This window comes from Bradyrhizobium sp. CCBAU 53351 (assembly GCF_015291745.1).
Taxonomy (GTDB): domain Bacteria; phylum Pseudomonadota; class Alphaproteobacteria; order Rhizobiales; family Xanthobacteraceae; genus Bradyrhizobium.
The window spans coordinates 4,960,896-4,976,803 of record NZ_CP030059.1 but is presented as its reverse complement, the minus strand read 5'-3'; the positions used below and the strand labels follow the sequence as shown (position 1 = coordinate 4,976,803).

At 65.2% G+C, this 15,908-nt stretch carries 16 protein-coding genes; 6 read left to right on the top strand and 10 right to left on the bottom strand.

All coding sequences use genetic code 11. The annotated features are described in order from the left end of the window. Nucleotides 1-34 precede the first annotated feature (34 nt). The 3 genes from XH83_RS23650 to murI form a co-directional block, all read right to left on the bottom strand. A complete protein-coding gene (locus XH83_RS23650; RefSeq protein WP_194403129.1) occupies nucleotides 35-418 on the bottom strand; it encodes a cupin domain-containing protein in 384 nt (127 codons plus the stop codon). Between the two features lie 67 nt (nucleotides 419-485). Then, nucleotides 486-1,259 carry an HpcH/HpaI aldolase/citrate lyase family protein gene (locus XH83_RS23645; protein ID WP_194403128.1) on the bottom strand — a complete coding sequence of 258 codons (774 nt, stop codon included), beginning with the start codon at nucleotides 1,257-1,259 and terminating at the stop codon, nucleotides 486-488. A 61-nt stretch (nucleotides 1,260-1,320) separates the two neighbouring features. Beyond that, nucleotides 1,321-2,118: a glutamate racemase gene (gene murI / locus XH83_RS23640; RefSeq protein WP_194403127.1), complete on the bottom strand. Its 798-nt coding sequence runs from the start codon at nucleotides 2,116-2,118 to the stop codon at nucleotides 1,321-1,323. A gap of 205 nt (nucleotides 2,119-2,323) precedes the next feature. Between murI and XH83_RS23635 the strand changes: the two genes are divergently transcribed. Further along, nucleotides 2,324-2,965 carry a glutathione S-transferase family protein gene (locus XH83_RS23635; RefSeq protein ID WP_194403126.1) on the top strand — a complete coding sequence of 214 codons (642 nt, stop codon included), beginning with the start codon at nucleotides 2,324-2,326 and terminating at the stop codon, nucleotides 2,963-2,965. A gap of 7 nt (nucleotides 2,966-2,972) precedes the next feature. On the opposite strand, the gene XH83_RS23630 is transcribed toward XH83_RS23635, so the two are convergent. Together XH83_RS23630 and XH83_RS23625 are read right to left on the bottom strand one after the other, a co-directional pair. Continuing rightward, nucleotides 2,973-3,779 carry a Crp/Fnr family transcriptional regulator gene (locus XH83_RS23630; RefSeq protein WP_194403125.1) on the bottom strand — a complete coding sequence of 269 codons (807 nt, stop codon included), beginning with the start codon at nucleotides 3,777-3,779 and terminating at the stop codon, nucleotides 2,973-2,975. 241 nt (nucleotides 3,780-4,020) lie between these two features. Continuing rightward, entirely contained in the window at nucleotides 4,021-5,100 is a 1,080-nt protein-coding gene (locus tag XH83_RS23625) for a preprotein translocase subunit SecD (protein ID WP_194403124.1), read from the bottom strand. Between the two features lie 249 nt (nucleotides 5,101-5,349). Between XH83_RS23625 and XH83_RS23620 the strand changes: the two genes are divergently transcribed. Further along, nucleotides 5,350-7,257 carry an acyl-CoA synthetase gene (locus XH83_RS23620; protein WP_194403123.1) on the top strand — a complete coding sequence of 636 codons (1,908 nt, stop codon included), beginning with the start codon at nucleotides 5,350-5,352 and terminating at the stop codon, nucleotides 7,255-7,257. Between the two features lie 107 nt (nucleotides 7,258-7,364). Here the strand turns inward: XH83_RS23620 and XH83_RS23615 are convergent, their stop codons facing one another. Continuing rightward, nucleotides 7,365-8,537, bottom strand: coding sequence for a M20 aminoacylase family protein (locus XH83_RS23615; RefSeq protein ID WP_194403122.1), 1,173 nt, complete (start codon nucleotides 8,535-8,537; stop codon nucleotides 7,365-7,367). Between the two features lie 106 nt (nucleotides 8,538-8,643). Further along, nucleotides 8,644-9,951, bottom strand: coding sequence for an adenylosuccinate lyase (purB, locus tag XH83_RS23610; protein ID WP_194403121.1), 1,308 nt, complete (start codon nucleotides 9,949-9,951; stop codon nucleotides 8,644-8,646). Nucleotides 9,952-10,508: 557 nt separating this feature from the next. On the opposite strand from purB, the gene XH83_RS23605 reads away from it, so the two are divergent. Next, nucleotides 10,509-11,096, top strand: coding sequence for a TetR family transcriptional regulator (locus XH83_RS23605; RefSeq protein WP_194403120.1), 588 nt, complete (start codon nucleotides 10,509-10,511; stop codon nucleotides 11,094-11,096). 32 nt (nucleotides 11,097-11,128) lie between these two features. Here the strand turns inward: XH83_RS23605 and XH83_RS23600 are convergent, their stop codons facing one another. The 3 genes from XH83_RS23600 to XH83_RS23590 all read right to left on the bottom strand — a co-directional run bounded on the left by XH83_RS23600 (nucleotide 11,129) and on the right by XH83_RS23590 (nucleotide 13,566). Next, the gene (locus XH83_RS23600; RefSeq protein ID WP_194403119.1) at nucleotides 11,129-11,425 is read right to left on the bottom strand and encodes a hypothetical protein; all 297 of its coding nucleotides are present in this window, start codon (nucleotides 11,423-11,425) and stop codon (nucleotides 11,129-11,131) included. Nucleotides 11,426-11,537: 112 nt separating this feature from the next. After that, nucleotides 11,538-12,188 (bottom strand): response regulator transcription factor, encoded by a 651-nt coding sequence (locus XH83_RS23595; RefSeq protein ID WP_194403118.1) that lies wholly within the window; start codon nucleotides 12,186-12,188, stop codon nucleotides 11,538-11,540. Nucleotides 12,189-12,195: 7 nt separating this feature from the next. Further along, nucleotides 12,196-13,566, bottom strand: a complete 1,371-nt coding sequence (locus XH83_RS23590; protein WP_194403117.1) for a sensor histidine kinase — start codon at nucleotides 13,564-13,566, stop codon at nucleotides 12,196-12,198. A 199-nt stretch (nucleotides 13,567-13,765) separates the two neighbouring features. Between XH83_RS23590 and XH83_RS23585 the strand changes: the two genes are divergently transcribed. The 3 genes from XH83_RS23585 to XH83_RS23575 are packed head-to-tail and all read left to right on the top strand — an operon-like array spanning nucleotide 13,766 to nucleotide 15,817. Further along, nucleotides 13,766-14,536 (top strand): MotA/TolQ/ExbB proton channel family protein, encoded by a 771-nt coding sequence (locus tag XH83_RS23585; RefSeq protein WP_194403116.1) that lies wholly within the window; start codon nucleotides 13,766-13,768, stop codon nucleotides 14,534-14,536. Then, nucleotides 14,533-15,219, top strand: coding sequence for a hypothetical protein (locus tag XH83_RS23580; RefSeq protein ID WP_194403115.1), 687 nt, complete (start codon nucleotides 14,533-14,535; stop codon nucleotides 15,217-15,219). The genes XH83_RS23585 and XH83_RS23580 overlap by 4 nt, the downstream gene beginning before the upstream one ends. Then, nucleotides 15,212-15,817, top strand: a complete 606-nt coding sequence (locus XH83_RS23575; protein ID WP_194403114.1) for a hypothetical protein — start codon at nucleotides 15,212-15,214, stop codon at nucleotides 15,815-15,817. The genes XH83_RS23580 and XH83_RS23575 overlap by 8 nt, the downstream gene beginning before the upstream one ends. Nucleotides 15,818-15,908: the final 91 nt, after the last annotated feature.

The following is a 15,908-nucleotide window of genomic DNA, read 5'->3' as shown; positions in this document are numbered from 1 at the left end:
AACCAACCCGCCTGGGGTCGGTCGGTTCGACGCATCAGGGCGCCGGCGAGGCCAGCGGCTTGGTCTTGTCGACGACGTAAACTCCCAGCACTTTCATAGCCTTATCGCCATGAGCCTTGGCGTCATGCACGACACCTGCCGGGATCTGGTAGGAATCGCCGGCTTTCAGGGTTTTCTCGGGCTGCCCATCAATCAGGAGGTTCAGCTCGCCTTCCAGGACGTAGCCGGTCTCGATGCCGGGATGGGTATGACGTCCGGCGGTGCCCCCGGCCGGGATTTCCGCGATGGCAGTGACGGTATTATGGCCCTCCGGGAATTCGACCTTCTGAAGCGGAGTGCGCTTGATTCCGGGCTGCTGGGCGAAGGCGGCCACGGCAAGGCCGGCAAAGGTCAAAGCGAGCAAAGTCTTTTTGAGCATGGTTGTTTTCCTCCCGGGCGCGACCCTAGCAGCGTCGCGGTTCCCGGCAAGGTGGCAATCAGCTCGCTCAGCGCTTGATGCCGTCGAACGCCCCCATGATGCCGCGCTGGAAAAGCGACCAGTCGAAGCCGAGCGCGATGGCGCGGTAGCCGCGATCGACAAGCGCGTTGGCCTGGTCGGCGGTGCGGGCAACGCCGCCGATCGGCACGCCGCTTCTGAGAATGCCGGCCTCCGCGCGCGCGACCAGCTCCAGCAATTCCGGATCGTCCATCTGGCCGCGCTTGTTGATGGACGTCGCGAGATCGCCGGGGCCGATCACCGCGACGTCGATGCCCGGCGTCGCCATGATCTCGTCGATGCGGTTGACAGCCTCGACATGCTCGATGGTGATCATGCAGATCATCTCGTCGTCGGCGCTGGCCATGTAGTCCGGCATCGACTGGCCCCAGCGGAACGGGGCATGGAAGGGACCCCAGAGCCGATCGCCGCGCGGCGGATAGCGTACGCTGCGCACCGCCTTTTCGGCGTCCGCGCGGCTGGTGATCATCGGGAAGTTGATACCGAAGGCACCGATGTCCATCGGCGCCTTGGCAAGCCACGGCTCGTTGGCCGCGATCCGCACCAGGGGCGTGCACGGCGTGCCCGTCGTCGCGGCGATCATCGCGTGCGCTTCGGTCAGCCCGATCGGTCCATGCTCGAGATCGACGATGATCCAGTCGAGCGAGCGCGCCATGATCTGCACCATCTGCACGCTCGGGATGGTCGCGATCGCGCCGAAGGCGGGGCGCCCGTCGCGCCAGAGCTGGCGGAGACGGTTGAGTGGCGTGGACGGGATCGACATGGAAAGGCCTGCAGCTAGGTGACTACGGCAAAGCCTAGCAGCGCAGCACCGAGGCGCAAGGTCAGGCCAGCGCGCGCCCGCCGAAGAACGGCGTCAGCGTGGCCGAAAGGCCGTGCGCGCGGTTCGAGGTGAAGATCATCTCGGCGCCGGACTGCACGATGTCGCCAGTGCGCGGGCCGAGTAGATCCGAGACGCGGCGGGCGATTGCCGGCGCCGGATCGATCCAGTCGACCGGCCAGGGTGCCAGCCGCTTCAGACGGTCCAGCAGCAGCGGATAATGGGTGCAGGCGAGCACGATTGTATCGGTGCGTGCGCCGGCGTCCTCGGCATCGCCGACGAAGCAGGGGGCGAGCTCGGCAAGGACGTCGCCGTCGCTGATCGGGTGGCCGCCAAGCGCGGCTTCGGCGAGCGAGGCGAGCTCGGGTGAGCCGACCAGCGTCACCTCGCAGCCTTGCGCGAAATCGCGGATCAGGGCCTTGGTGTATTCGCGCTTCACCGTTCCCTTCGTGCCGAGCACCGAGACGCGGCGGGTCCTCGACTGTGCGCAGGCCGGCTTGATCGCCGGCACGGTGCCGACGAAGGGCACGGAATAGGCGGCGCGCAAGTGAGACAGGACCAGGGTGGACGCCGTGTTGCAGGCGATGACGACGATATCAGGGTCATGCGTGCCGATCAGCTCCCCCATCAGCGGCACGACGCGGGCGATGATCTCGTCCTCGCTGTGGTGGCCGTAGGGGAAGAAGGCGTCGTCGGCGACGTAGACAAAGTGCGCGTCGGCGCGCGCCGCCACGACCTCACGCAGCACCGTGAGCCCGCCAAGGCCGGAATCGAACATCAGGATCGTCGGAGAATTGGTCACGTCATTACCCTAGCCCACCATGGTTACCATTCGGTTTTTGGGGCGGTTTTGCGGCGGAGCACCCAGAACGCGTTGGCGAGGTTCATTTCGCGTGCCCGATCATATCCGCAAAATTCCGGGGGAGAGGGAAGTACGACGCACACCTCTCCGAACGAGGGCGTAAGATACCTCGCGGCTGGTCCAATTTGCGCTTCCAGGAGGCGTCATGCTCACTGTCCATCATCTCGGCAAATCGCAGTCCGAGCGCATCGTCTGGCTCTGTGAGGAGCTGGCCATTCCTTACGAGCTGAAGCGCTACACCCGCGATCCCGTCACCATGCTGGCGCCGCCCGACTACAAGGCGCTGCATCCGATCGGGGCGGCGCCGGTGATCACCGACGGCGATCTCGTGCTGGCCGAATCCGGCGCCATCGTCGACTACATCATGGCCAGATATGGCAATGGGCGCCTCGTGCCCCGGCCCGATGATCCGGATTTCGCCCAGTTCCTGTACTGGTTTCACTTTGCCAACGGCACGCTGCAGGCCGGCATGGGCCGCCTGATGATCCTGAGCCGGCTCAAGCTCGCCGAGGACAATTCGATGCTGGTCGCCACCAAAGGGCGCGTCGACCGTGCCTTCGATCTGGTCGATGCGCGCGTCCGCGATGCCGAATATCTGGCCGGCACCACCTTCACCACCGCCGACATCATGATCGGCTTCTCGCTCACCACGATGCGCTACTTCCAGCGTTATGACCTCCAGCGTTGCCCGAACGTGGTCAAATATCTCGGCCGCATCGGCGGTCGTCCAGCCTATCGGCGCGCAATGGAGAAGGGCGATCCGGGCATGGCGCTGCTGCTGAGCTGAGTGTCGGTCACGCGATCCTGTTCGTCGTGGCGGCCCGTTCCGTCGCCAGCTGCTTCTGCAGGCGATCGATGTTCTGCAGGAGGCGCTGGCTGGTCAGCACCAGGAAATAATAGCCGAATTGCGGATCCTGGAAGTAGATCTCGAGCAGCCGGTCATAGGTGATCGTGAGCACCTGGCCGTCTTCGATGCATTCGATCGTTCCGGTGCGCCGGTTATCGGGCGTCAGGAAGCCGAGCTCGCCCATCAGTGCGCCCGGCCCGATCTCGACGTTGATCTCCTTGACCAGGAACTTGCCGGTGACCGTGAGGAGCATTTCCTTCGCCGAATCGCCCAGCTTGAACAGCGTGTCGCCGCGGCGATATCTGCGCTCGGTCATGAAGGGCTTGAGCCATTCGATCGACATGTCGCCTTCGGCGGCATGGCGCGCCTTCTTGACCAGCTTGAGCATCTGCCGCAGGCGCAAGGCGTTGATCGGAAGCATCAGCAGATAGAGCAGGAACGTTGCGACGTTGGCGGACAGCGCGCCGAAGATCGCAAAGAACGCGCAGCCGATCATGTTGGCGACGCGCAGCGGCACCATCGTCCGCATCAAGAGGGTGGCGACGAAGAAGACCGCCCCGACCACGGCGAACATATTGGCCAGCGTGATGTTGCTGACGAAGATCTCCAGCAGCCGGTTGAAGATCGCGTCGTAGGTGACGTTGTTGGGATCGAGGCCCATCTGCACCAGGATCTTCGCGATCCTGAGGTTGTCCGTGGCCGCCTCGAGAATGCGGTCGAGGATCGAGGAAATGTCTGCGCTGCCGGACGGCATGGTACTAATCCCGCGTAAGGCCTTCAGTCCTGGTCGGTGTGCTCGACACGTATAGCCGAAATCGCATGACGGCCGCCTGAAATGAAGCCTTCAGCCGCCATGTCGCAAGAGGCAAATTTTAGCCCGATCGGGCGTTTCGGCAATTGCCCGTTGGTTGTCCGGTAGCCCGCGGCGGCCGTGATTCGGGCAGGGGCGGCGGCGCGGAGGGGGCTGCTGCCCCAGGGCGGGGGCGATCTTCGGCTTATGGCTTGGCGGCGGGCTGCACGACCTGCTGCTCGATGAGGCCAAGATGTCCCGGCAGTGAGCCGGCGCGCAGCATCATGGCCACGCTGCTCGCTTCCTCCAGGGTGAAATTGCCGGAGATCTGCCCCGAGCCGCCGGTGATGGGTTCGCGGATCACGGGGGCGGAGATCACCCTGTCGTCGAGCACGATGGCGAAGGGTTTTCCGATATTCTCTGCGGTGATATGGGCGAAGCGGCGCGTGCCGCGGCCGTTGAAGCGGAACGAGGCGATCGGGTCCTTCGTGCCGCTCGCAAATCCCGGGCCCGCATGGCTGATGTCGTCGCCCTCGAGCGCGCTGTCCCTGGCAACGAGATAGGGCTTGTTGTCCTTGAGGCCGAGCAGGACTTCCGTGCCCGCCGGAGGCGTGGCGGATTGTGCCTGCTCCGGCGCCATCGAGAGATCGATCAGGCGGAAGCTGACCTTGACCTTCCTGGCAAAGGTCGCGGTGATCCGTTCGGGCTCCATCATGCCGGGCAGGAAGATGCGAATGCGATCCGTTCCATCCGGCTGGACGCTGGCGAGCTTGATGCCGGCGTCCTTGAGGCGCTGCTCGATCATGGCGATGGAATCGTCGACGAGATCGCGCAGCCGCGCAGCCGATGCGGCATCGGTCGGCGCGAGCCTGACCAGCCCGTCGCCGCCATCCGTCACGGTGAGCGCGTGCGAGGGCAGTCCCTCCGCATCTGATGCGAGCTTGCGGGCGAGTTGCTCGCGGCCCTTGGCGTCCGCGATCCTCAATTCGACGCCGCCGTCGCGGATCGCAAGGCCCGAAAAGGCGACCTTGCCTTCGCGCAGAGTCTTGTAGACGTCGTCGCGCAAATCCGTGACGACGCTCTGGCGCAAACCCTCGCTGTCCACCTTGTAGATGATGCGCGAGCCGCCCAGCTTCTCCATCTTGTCGGCGACGAAGGCCGCGATCTTGGCGCGCATCTTGTCGAACTGGCTGTCGGCGAGCGCGGTGCAGGGCAGGGCGATGGCCGGGACGAGGACGAGCGCGACGATCAGCCGTGTGAAGCGGTCTCGCAGGGGCCCAATCATGATAACCTCGAGTTTTGCGGCAGGACGCTGGCAAGAAAGTCCAGTGCCGGTTTTTGGTCCCCGGATCGGGCGTGGAGGTTCAATGGCCGTCCAGGCCGAGCCTGATCGCCGCACTCGTTAGGGAATGGACGAACGCCAAATCATCCATCATTCTGTCCGCGCTCGACCGGTCACCGGTCCGGGCCTCGTCGACCCAAAATGTCAAAAGACAGGAGGCGGGGAAATGAACCTGAGGGAGGACGGAATTCCATGGCGGGCATCCACGCGCTCGATCGGCTCATCGGCAACGACTATCCTGATCTTCAGACCGACGCGGAGGTGCAGGCCTTCCAGCAGGTGCCCTACGCCGAGCGCATCGCAGCCGAGAGCACTTACGACGCCATCACGTTAGGCGCGGCGCGCAACCCCGACGGAGCGGCGCTCCAGTTTCTGCAGAATGCCGATCCCGCCGACACGCCGGTCGTGGTCACGTACCGTGATTTCATTGCGCGCGTCACGCAGGCCGCCAACATGTTTCACGCGCTCGGCGCGGAGAAGGGCGACGTCATCAGCTTCATGCTGCCGCTGGTGCCCGATGCCTTCGTGACGCTGTTCGGCGCGGAGGCCGCCGGCATCGCCAATCCCGTTAATCCGCTGCTCGAACCGCACCAGATCGCGGAAATCCTGGAAGCTGCGAACACCAAGATCCTGGTCGCGCTCGGGCCGATGCCGGGCACCGACATCTGGCAGAAGGTCGAGCAGATCCGCCCGCAGCTCAAGCACCTCAAGGCGATCGTGCAGGTGTTCGGCGGCGGCGATCCGGACAAGGGCATCTTCGCCTTTGGCGACCTGATCAAGCAGCAGCCGTCGGATCGGCTCGTCAGCGGGCGCAAGATTCGCGGCAGTGACATCGCCGCCTATTTCCACACCGGCGGCACCACCGGCACGCCGAAGCTGGTGCGGCACACCCATACCAACCAGGTCTATCAGGCCTGGGCGCTCAATCTGCTGCTGAAGGGGAAGCCCGGGACCAATTTGCTGTTCGGCATGCCGCTGTTTCACGTCGGGGGATCGCTGACACAGGTGCTGACGATGCTGTCGAGCGGGGGCTCGCTGGTCGTGCTGTCGCCGAGCGGCTGGCGCAATCAGAATGCGGTGAAGAACATCTGGGGACTGGTCGAGCGCTTCAAGCCCGAGGCGCTGTCGAGCGTGCCGACGGTGCTGGCTGCAACGCTCGCGGTGCCGCCGGGCAATGCCGATATCTCCAGCCTGAAATATGCCGCCGGCGGCGGTTCGGCGATCCCCGTCGCCGTCGGCTCTGCGATCCAGGAGAAACTGAAGCTGCCGGTGGTCGAAGTCTACGGCATGACCGAGACGTCGAGCGTGCACACGCTGGCTTATCCGTCACGACCGATCCGGCTCGGCTCCGTCGGCTTGCCGATGCCTTATGCGCGCGTGCGCATCGTGCAGCTCGACGCCGACGGCCGCCTGATCCGCGACTGCAAGCCTGACGAGATCGGCGTCGTCATCATGGCCGGGCCGGGCGTGTTCAGCGGCTACCTCAACGACGAGCACAACAAGGGCGCCTTCATCGACGACGTCTGGGTCAATTCCGGCGATCTCGGCCGGCTCGATGCCGACGGCTATCTCTGGATCACCGGCCGCGCCAAGGACCTGGTGATCCGCGGCGGCCACAACATCGACCCGGCGCCGATCGAGGAGATCATGTTCCGCCATCCCGCGGTCGGCTTCGCTGCCGTGGTCGGCCAGCCCGACGCCTATGCCGGCGAATTGCCTGTGGGCTACGTGCAGTTGAAGCCGGGCGCCAAGGTCGAGCCGGGCGAACTGGAAACGTGGGTGCGCGAGCGCACGCCGGAGCGGGCCGCCGTCCCGGTGCAGGTCATCCCGATCGATCCGATGCCGGTGACCGGTGTCGGCAAGGTGTTCAAGCCGCAGCTGCGCTGGGACGCGGCCGAGCGCGTCTTCACCAAGGTGCTCGCGCCACTGGTCGAGCGCGGCATCGATTGCAAGGTCAAGGTCGGTGCCCATGGCAGCCACGGGTCCATCGCGACTGTCACGCTGACGGGGTTGGCGGAGGATCAGCGCGAAGCGGTTGCGGGCGAAGTGCACACACTGCTCGCGCCGTTCGTAATGCGCCATGAGGTGGTGCAGGCATAGGTGCTTGCGTTGGATTGTAGCCCGGTTGAGCGGAGCGATATCCGGGGAAGCTAGCTGTCCCGGGTGTCGCTTTCGCTCACCCGGGCTACAGCAGCGTACGGGCGGCCCTAGCCCGCCGGCATTCGCGTCTCGACCAGACGCGCCCAGAACGAGGCGCCGTGGCCCAAGATGTTGTCGTTGAAGACATAGGACGGATGGTGGCACTCGTTGCCGTCACCCATGCCGACCAGCACCATGGCGCCGGGGCGCGCCTCCAGCATGAACGAGAAGTCCTCCGCGCCCATCATGGGGATGAACTTGTCGTTGACGCGATCGGCGCCGACGATGTCGCGGGCGACGTCGGCGGCAAGGCCGGCCTCGCGGGCATGGTTCATCGTCACGGGATACATCCGCGTGTATTTGGTCTCGGCCGACCCGCCATAGGCGCGGGCGACGCTGTCGGCGACTTCGCCGATGCGGCGCTCGACGAGATCGCGCACCTCGGGGTCGAGCGTGCGCACGGTGCCGCCGAGCTCGGCGATTTCAGGGATGATGTTGAAGGCCGTGCCGGAGTGGAATTGCGTGATCGAGATGACCGCCGACTTCAGCGGATCGACGTTGCGCGCCACGATCGATTGCAGCGCATTGACGATCTGCGAGCCGATCAGCACGCTGTCGACGGATTTGTGCGGACCCGCGCCGGCGTGGCCGCCCTTGCCGTGCACCGTGATCTGGATGTTGTCGGAGGAGGCGAGCATCGCGCCGGGTGTGGTGGCGAAATGCCCTTCCGGCAGGTTCGGCATGTTGTGCATGCCGTAGACCTCCTGGATGTTCCAGCGCGTCATCAGCCCGTCCTCGACCATGGCCTTGCCGCCGCCACCGCCTTCCTCGGCGGGCTGGAAGATCAGGACCGCGGTGCCGTCGAAATTGCGCGTCTCGGTCAGGTACTTTGCGGCGCCGAGCAGCATCGCGGTGTGGCCGTCATGGCCGCAGGCGTGCATCTTGCCGGGGACCTTTGAGGCGTAGGCGACGCCCGAGGTTTCCAGGATCGGCAGTGCGTCCATGTCGGCGCGCAGGCCAATGGTCTTGCCGGAAGCGGACTTGCGGCCGCGGACCACGCCGACCACGCCTGTGCGGCCGATACCCGTCACCACCTCGTCGCAGCCAAACTCGCGCAGCTTGTCGGCGACGATGCCGGCGGTGCGATGGACCTCGTAGAGCAGTTCCGGGTTCTCGTGGAAGTCATGGCGCCAGGCGGCCATTTCGTCGGAGAGGGCGGCAACGCGGTTGACGATGGGCATAGGGGATCCGTTTCTTGTTCGTAGGGCGGGTCAGCGTAGCGTAACCCGCCGCGATGCTGGGACGGAAGGCGGATTACGCTGCGCTCATCCGCCCTACGCGAAGTTGTCAGCTTTCCCCGAACACGCGCTTGAAGATCGTGTCGACGTGTTTCAGGTGATAGCCGAGGTCGAACTGCTCCTCGATCTCGGCGTCGGTGAGATATTTCTTCACCTCCGCGTCCTTCTTCAGGAGCTGGAGGAAGTCGCCTTCGCCGCGCCAGACCGGCATCGCATTGCGCTGCACGAGCTTGTAGGAATCCTCGCGGCTTGCGCCCTTCTGCGTCAGCGCCAGCAGCACGCGCTGCGAATGGACGAGGCCGCCGAGACGGTCGAGGTTCTTCTGCATGTTGGCGGGGTACACCAGCAGCTTCTCGATCAGGCCGGCGAGGCGCACCAGCGCGAAGTCGAGCGTCACGGTCGCATCGGGGCCCATCATGCGCTCGGCCGAGGAGTGCGAGATGTCGCGCTCGTGCCAGAGCACGACGTTCTCCAGCGCCGGCGTCACATAGGCCCGCACCATGCGCGACAGTCCGGTGAGATTCTCCGACAGCACCGGGTTGCGCTTGTGCGGCATCGCGGAAGAACCCTTCTGCCCCTCGGAGAAGAACTCTTCGGCCTCCAGCACCTCAGTGCGCTGCATGTGGCGGATCTCCACCGCAATGCGCTCGACCGAAGAGGCGATCACGCCGAGCGTCGAGAAATACATCGCGTGGCGGTCGCGCGGGATCACCTGGGTCGAGATCGGTTCGGGGACGAGGCCCATCGCCTTGGCGACATGTTCTTCCACGCGCGGATCGATCTGCGCGAAAGTGCCGACCGCGCCCGAGATGGCGCAGGTCGCGACCTCCTTGCGCGCCGCGATCAGGCGTTCCTTGGCGCGCGTGAACTCGGCATAGGCGTAAGCGAGCTTGAGACCGAACGTCACCGGCTCGGCGTGGATGCCGTGGCTGCGGCCGATGGTCGGCGTCATCTTGTGCTCGAAGGCGCGCTTCTTCAGCGCGGCCAGCACCTTGTCGAGGTCGGCGAGCAAGAGGTCCGCGGCGCGGGTGAGCTGGACGTTGAGGCAGGTGTCGAGCACGTCCGAGGACGTCATGCCCTGGTGGACGAAGCGCGCCTCGGGGCCCACGATCTCGGCGAGGTGGGTGAGGAAGGCGATGACGTCGTGCTTGGTCTCGCGCTCGATCTCGTCGATGCGGGCGACGTCGAAAGTGGCGTTCTTGGCCTTGGCCCAGACCGTCTTGGCGGCCTCCTTGGGGATGGTCCCGAGCTCGGCGAGGGCGTCCGCCGCGTGCGCCTCGATCTCGAACCAGATCTTGAACCGGGTCTGCGGCTCCCAGATCGAGGCCATTTCGGGACGGGTATAGCGGGGGATCATGGGATGGCTCCAGGAAGGTGGGCGGCGGCCCAAGGAATGGTCCGAGGGGCAGGCCGGCCGGAATGTTTTTTACGCCGTGATTTAACAGAGCAGGGAGGGCGAAACAAACGATCCAACCCCGGAACGGGGTTTTGGGAGGGCTAATCCACCGCTGGGGCCGAGCCGGCCCGCCGGTGGTCAAAAATCTGCTGTCAATCACGGATCATTGACTGACAGATATTGAAATCTGTCAGCGAGACATGTATATCCGTACCCGGACGCTCCGATTGGGCGTCCCGCGACAAGCCCCGGAAAGCCCGACATCCAAAGCGGATCGGAGGGCAAATTGAAGAACGGGACCGCGGACGAATGGAGACTTAAGACGATGACGACCGAAATCCTCAATTTGACCGGCGTGATTGGGTATTGGCTCAATTTGCTGGTGGCGCGCCAGATCGCGGCGCAGGCTGCAAAACTGCCTCATTAAGGCATAGGCTTTCCGAAACGACCGGCCAGGGCGCTTCGGAAGCAGCCTTACTGCCGGGTAACTGAGCCCTGAACGGGAACATGGTGCTGGCATGAATGAAGCTGTTGTCTTGACGCCGGAGCGGATCCTCGAAGTGACCGAGGACGTGCTCAGGCGCTTTGGACTTGCCAAGGCCACCGTGGTCGACGTGGCCCGTGCGCTCGATGTGAGCCACGGCAGCGTCTATCGCCATTTCCCGAGCAAGGCCTCGCTGCGCGAGGCCGTTGCCAAACGCTGGCTGGACCGCATCGACGCGCCGTTGCGCCAGATCGCCGGGGAGCAGGGTCCGGCGCCGGCGAGGCTCGACCGCTGGCTGCGCACGCTGTTCGCCGCCAAGCGTTCGCGCGTGCTCGACGACCCCGAGATGTTCGAGACCTATCTGACGCTGGCGCGCGAGGCCTGCGCCGCCGTGAAGTGTCACAAGGACACCATGATCGACCAGATCGCGGCGATCCTGACCGACGGCGTGAAGCAGGGCGTGTTTGACGTGGCCGACACGAAGACCACAGCGCGCGCGATCTTCGATGCGACCGTCCGTTTCCATCATCCGGCCCATGCAGACGAGTGGAAGGATGCCGATCTCTCCGCGCGCGTCGATGCGACCCTGGCGCTGGTGCTGCGCGGATTGAAAGTCTGTTAGACCGCTGCTGCTGGTCGCTACGCTGCGGCCGATCAACCTCTCGCCTTGTGAAGAAGTGCGCCGGTGCGAAGCGACGGCGAAGACGTTCGCGGGCGGAAAGCGCCGTCGGATGACGGTACGACCGGCGGGCTCTCCGGATAGGCATTGATGGCGATCTCGACGTCGTCCTTTGACCGCTTTCGAAGGCGCTCGAATGCCAGCTCCTGACCGAGCATGGGGCAGCGGAAATGGACGACAGCGGTATCCGGCAGGCGGCAGAGCTCGTCGATGAGTTCGCCCACCGTGATGATCGAGGGAGGGGCGACTGCTTTGTGATGACCCTTACTCATGACCTTTAACTCCTTCACTCTGCTGCTAACCGGAACGGAATAGGCTCTGTTCCAATCAGCCCGGCAGATTGAGAAATTTCACGCCATTCGAAGGATTGCGGCAGTCCTGCTGCTAAATCCTCGTCAGCCCGCACGTCGCGGCGAGCCGCACCAGCTGCGCATCGGTGCGTGCGCCGGTCTTGGTCTTGATCAGGTAGTGATAGTTCTGCACCGTCTTCACACTGAGATTGAGATGCGTCGCGATCTGCTCGGTGGTGGCGCCGCCTGCGAACTGGCGCAAGATCTCGATCTCGCGCTCGCCCAGCTGATCCAGCACCGAACCCGACGACAGGCTGTCTTCAGCGAGGATATGCGCGATATCGTCGCTCATGGCGCGTTCGCCGCGGGCCACGCTGCGGATGGCGCCGACCACCGAGGACGGCTCGCTGCTCTTGGTGACGAAGCCGCTGGCGCCGGCGCTGAAGGCGGCTTTCACCAGCACGGCCTCGTTGTGCATGGTGAAGACCAGGATCCGCGCCCGCGGGCTGCGCGCGCGGATGTTGCGGATCGCCTCCAGCCCGCTCGCGCCCGGCATCGAGATGTCGAGCACGACGACGTCGGGGTCGTGCGCCTTGAACGCGCCATAGGCGTCCGCGGCATTGTCGGCTTCCGCCACGACGTGGAGGTCGCCCTGGCTCTCCAGCACGCGCCGGTAGCCCTGCCGGACGATCGGATGGTCGTCGACGAGCAGCACGGAGATGCCTGTTGCTGCCACCTCGCTCATGCCCGCCTCACGCAGCGAGCGGGATGGTGGCGGCAACGCTGAGGCCGCCGCGGGCCGGCAGGATCGAGAGCGTTCCCCCGGCAGCCGTGACGCGCTCGCGGATGCCGGTGAGGCCGAAGCCGGCCGATTGGGCGACGCGTTCCGCATCGCCACCGCCGTCGTCCTCGACGCGGATCAGCAGCGCGTTGTCGTCGCCGGCCCGACGCTCGATGCGCAAGGTGATCTCGCGCGCCGCGCTGTGGCGCAACGCGTTGGTCAGGCATTCCTGGGCGACGCGATAGGCCGTGGTGGCGGCTGCTCCCCGCACGTTCGTCAGGTCGCCCCTGAGATCGAGCTGGATGGTCGGCCGCGCCGCGCTCTGCGAGCGCCAGCTGTCGACGAGATTGACGAGGCTCGCCTCGAGCCCGAGCTCCTCGGGCAGGGGATTGCGCAGGCGCTTCAGCGCGTCGCGGAGCGAGGCCATCAAATGATGGGTGGCTTGCGAGATCATGCGCGCATCCTGGGCGATGCCGCTGTCGGTGTTTCCTTTCGCACTGGCCGTCTCGATCGTGTTGGCGAAGGCGAGGATAGCGGAGAGATTTTGCCCGAACTCGTCGTGCAACTCGCGGGCGAGGGCGCGGCGCTCATCGTCGCGGATCTCGATCAGGCGCCGCGTCAGCGACGCGCGCTGCTCGGTGGCTTCCTCCAGGCGGGTGCCGAGCTCGCCGACGGCGTTGCCGATCATCGTCAGCTCCATCGAGCGGAAACGCGGCAGCCTGGTGCGATATTGGCCGCGCGCCATGCGCTGCAAGGCGGTCACGATCGCGCGCGCGGGGGCCAGCGCATGCGCGATCGCCAGCGATGCCAGCAGCGCGATCGCCGCCGCCATCAACAGCGCGACATCGATCACGTTGAGGATGTATTCCCAGGCGAGCGAGATAGCGGCCGCTGTGTCCGGCGTCGCGACCACCGTGCCGGCCGAAGCGGCGCGGGGACTGACCGGCCGAACCACCTCGGCGTGGCTGCCGAGGAAGAACGGCACGATCGATGCGAACCAGCGCGGCGGGGTCTTGCCGAGCCCCTCGCTCTGGCCGCAGAGCGGCTTTTCGAATGCGATGGCCGGCTGGAACTCGACGCAGACGCCCGGCGAAATCAGCTTCATCGTCTCCAATGTGCGCCATTCCGGAACTGGCAGAAGCTGCTCGCGCGTTCTGCTGCTGCGCAACAAGAACTCATGCCAGTACAAGGCCTGAAGGGCCTGCGCGATCCGCTGCGCGGAGGCCGCGGTCGCCCTGTCGACGCTGCGATAGGCGTCGATTGTGGCCCATACGGTCGCGGCTCCGAGGCAAAGCGCCACGATGAGCAGCAGACGGGCGACGAGCTGAAGCACGAGGCGCATGCGATCACCCTCAACGTTTGATAAGGTCAGCCTAACAACGCCGCCGCGCCTTGCCAATCGCAGGGTTCTGCACGATCGCAGTTCGGGCAAATTTCCCAAGCCGGATTGGGCATGGGTCTTTGGACCTGAGAAGGCGGCTTTGATCTAATCGGGTGGAAATCTTGATGGGCCGATCGTTGCGGCCGAGGAGCGGTGCAGCATGAGTTCGATGACGATTGGACCGATCGCGCCTGTCACGACCGACCCATCCGAGCGCAGCGCGCTCCTGTTCTGGATGATCTTCACCGGGCTCTCGATCTTCGCCGTCGTGCTGCTGTGGCGGTTCGGGCTGATCCACCTGATGCTGACCTCGGACCGCACCTACATTTCGAGCGTCATCGCGCTGCTCTATATCCTCACCTGCGGCCACTGCTTCCTGCGCACGCGGGCGATCGCGCGGGAAGGCGCGGCGGCGCGGCGCTGCCGTACGGCGCTCGCGGCGCCCGACGGCGGCAAGGTCCTCGATGCGCGTGCAACGGCGCTGCCGCGCGGGCTGGTGCGGGATCACATCGAAAGCCTGGTGACCAAGGCCGCCGCGCAGGACTATCGCCCTGTGGATCAGACGCTGCTGCTGCGAACACTCGCCGATCGCCTGCGCGGCTCCAACGGATTCGGCGCCTTCGTTTCGGACACGCTGATGAAGCTCGGCCTGCTCGGCACCATCGTTGGTTTCATCATCATGCTGGCGCCGATCGCGGGGCTGGATGCCGCCGACAAGGTCGCGATGCGCTCCTCGATGGGGCTGATGAGCGACGGCATGGCGGTCGCGATGTACACGACGCTTGCCGGCCTCGTCGGCTCGATCCTGGTCCGTATCCAGTACTACATGCTGGATGCCGCGACCCAGAAGGTGTTCTCCGACGCGGTGGTGCTGACCGAGACCTATGTGACGCCGGTGCTCGAGCGCAAAGGCGCCGGATCGCCGTCATGATGGATGATTTCGGTCTCTATCCGCGCGAGGAGCCGTTCGATCCGCTGGGCGTGATGCTGTTCAAGGCGCTCCAGGTGATCGCGTTCCTGTTCTTCCTTGCACTGCTCGCGGTCTCTCCGGACGCCAAGGACGGCAAGATCGATTCCAAGGCGGAGTTCATCATCACGCTGGACTGGCCGGACAATCACCCCGACGATCTCGATCTGTTCGTGCAGGATCCCGCCGGCAACATCGCCTGGTATCGCCACCGCGAGGCAGGTTTCCTCACGCTCGACCGCGACGACCGCGGCGGCGCCAACGACTTCATAATGGTCGCCGGCAAGAAGATCGCCTCGCCCATCCGCGAGGAGATCGTGACGCTGCGCGGCATGATCGCCGGTGAATACACTGTCAACGTCTCGCATTTCGTCGCCACCACCGGCGAGCCCGTGACGGCGAATGTGAAGGTGCAGAAACTCAATCCGACAGCGCAGGTCGTGTTCGACAACAAGTTCACGCTCGACCACACCGGCGACGAGAAGACCGCGGTGCGATTCCGGCTCGACACGGAGGGCAAGGTCGTCGATGTGAATCAGCGGCCGAAATCGCTGCTCGAGACGTTCCGCAGCAGCTGGCGCAACGGGGCCGATCTCGACCCGAGGACGGGTGTGAGCAGCAACGCCAAGAGGATACGCCGTGACTGATCTGCAAACGGTCATCCTCACGCTGTCGGTCGCCTACGCCGTGATCGGCGCGCTGCTGCTGGTCGTACTGGTCTATGCGCGGCTGCACTGGTCGCTGAAGGCGATCGCGGTGGTCGTGACCAGCGCCTTCTATGTCGTCAGCTTCAGCGAGATGCGCGGCCTGCTCGGCTGGGCCAGTACCGACCGGCTGCCGACGACATTCAAGCTGCTGAAGTCCCGCATCGTCGAGCCGCACTCGCTTCAGGGCGATCCCGGCTCGATCTATCTGTGGGTCGAGCAGCTCGACGAGGACAATCGTCCGAGCGGCATCCCGCGGGCCTTCCGTGTGCCCTACAACGATGGGCTCGCCGACAAGACCCATGCCGCGGAAAACGAGATCGCGCTGGGACATCCGCAAGGCGGTCGCGCCGCCGATTTCGGCGGCGGCGATGGCAGCCTCCTCGACATGGTCCGTGAATATGTGACGCCCAAGACGATCATGGAGACCACCGGCGGCGATTCCTCGACCGGCGAGTTCATCGCCCCGCCGGCCGGCGCACAAGGCGCCGTGTTCACCCCGCTGCCGCCGCCCCGAATGCCCCCGAAGGACGAGCAATAGGCTCTGCGCGATCGTCCGCGGGGGGCTGGTAATCGGTGCGGCGCTGGCGCATGTCTTGACCTCCCTCAATTTGGCCGTATCGGGCTTCAAT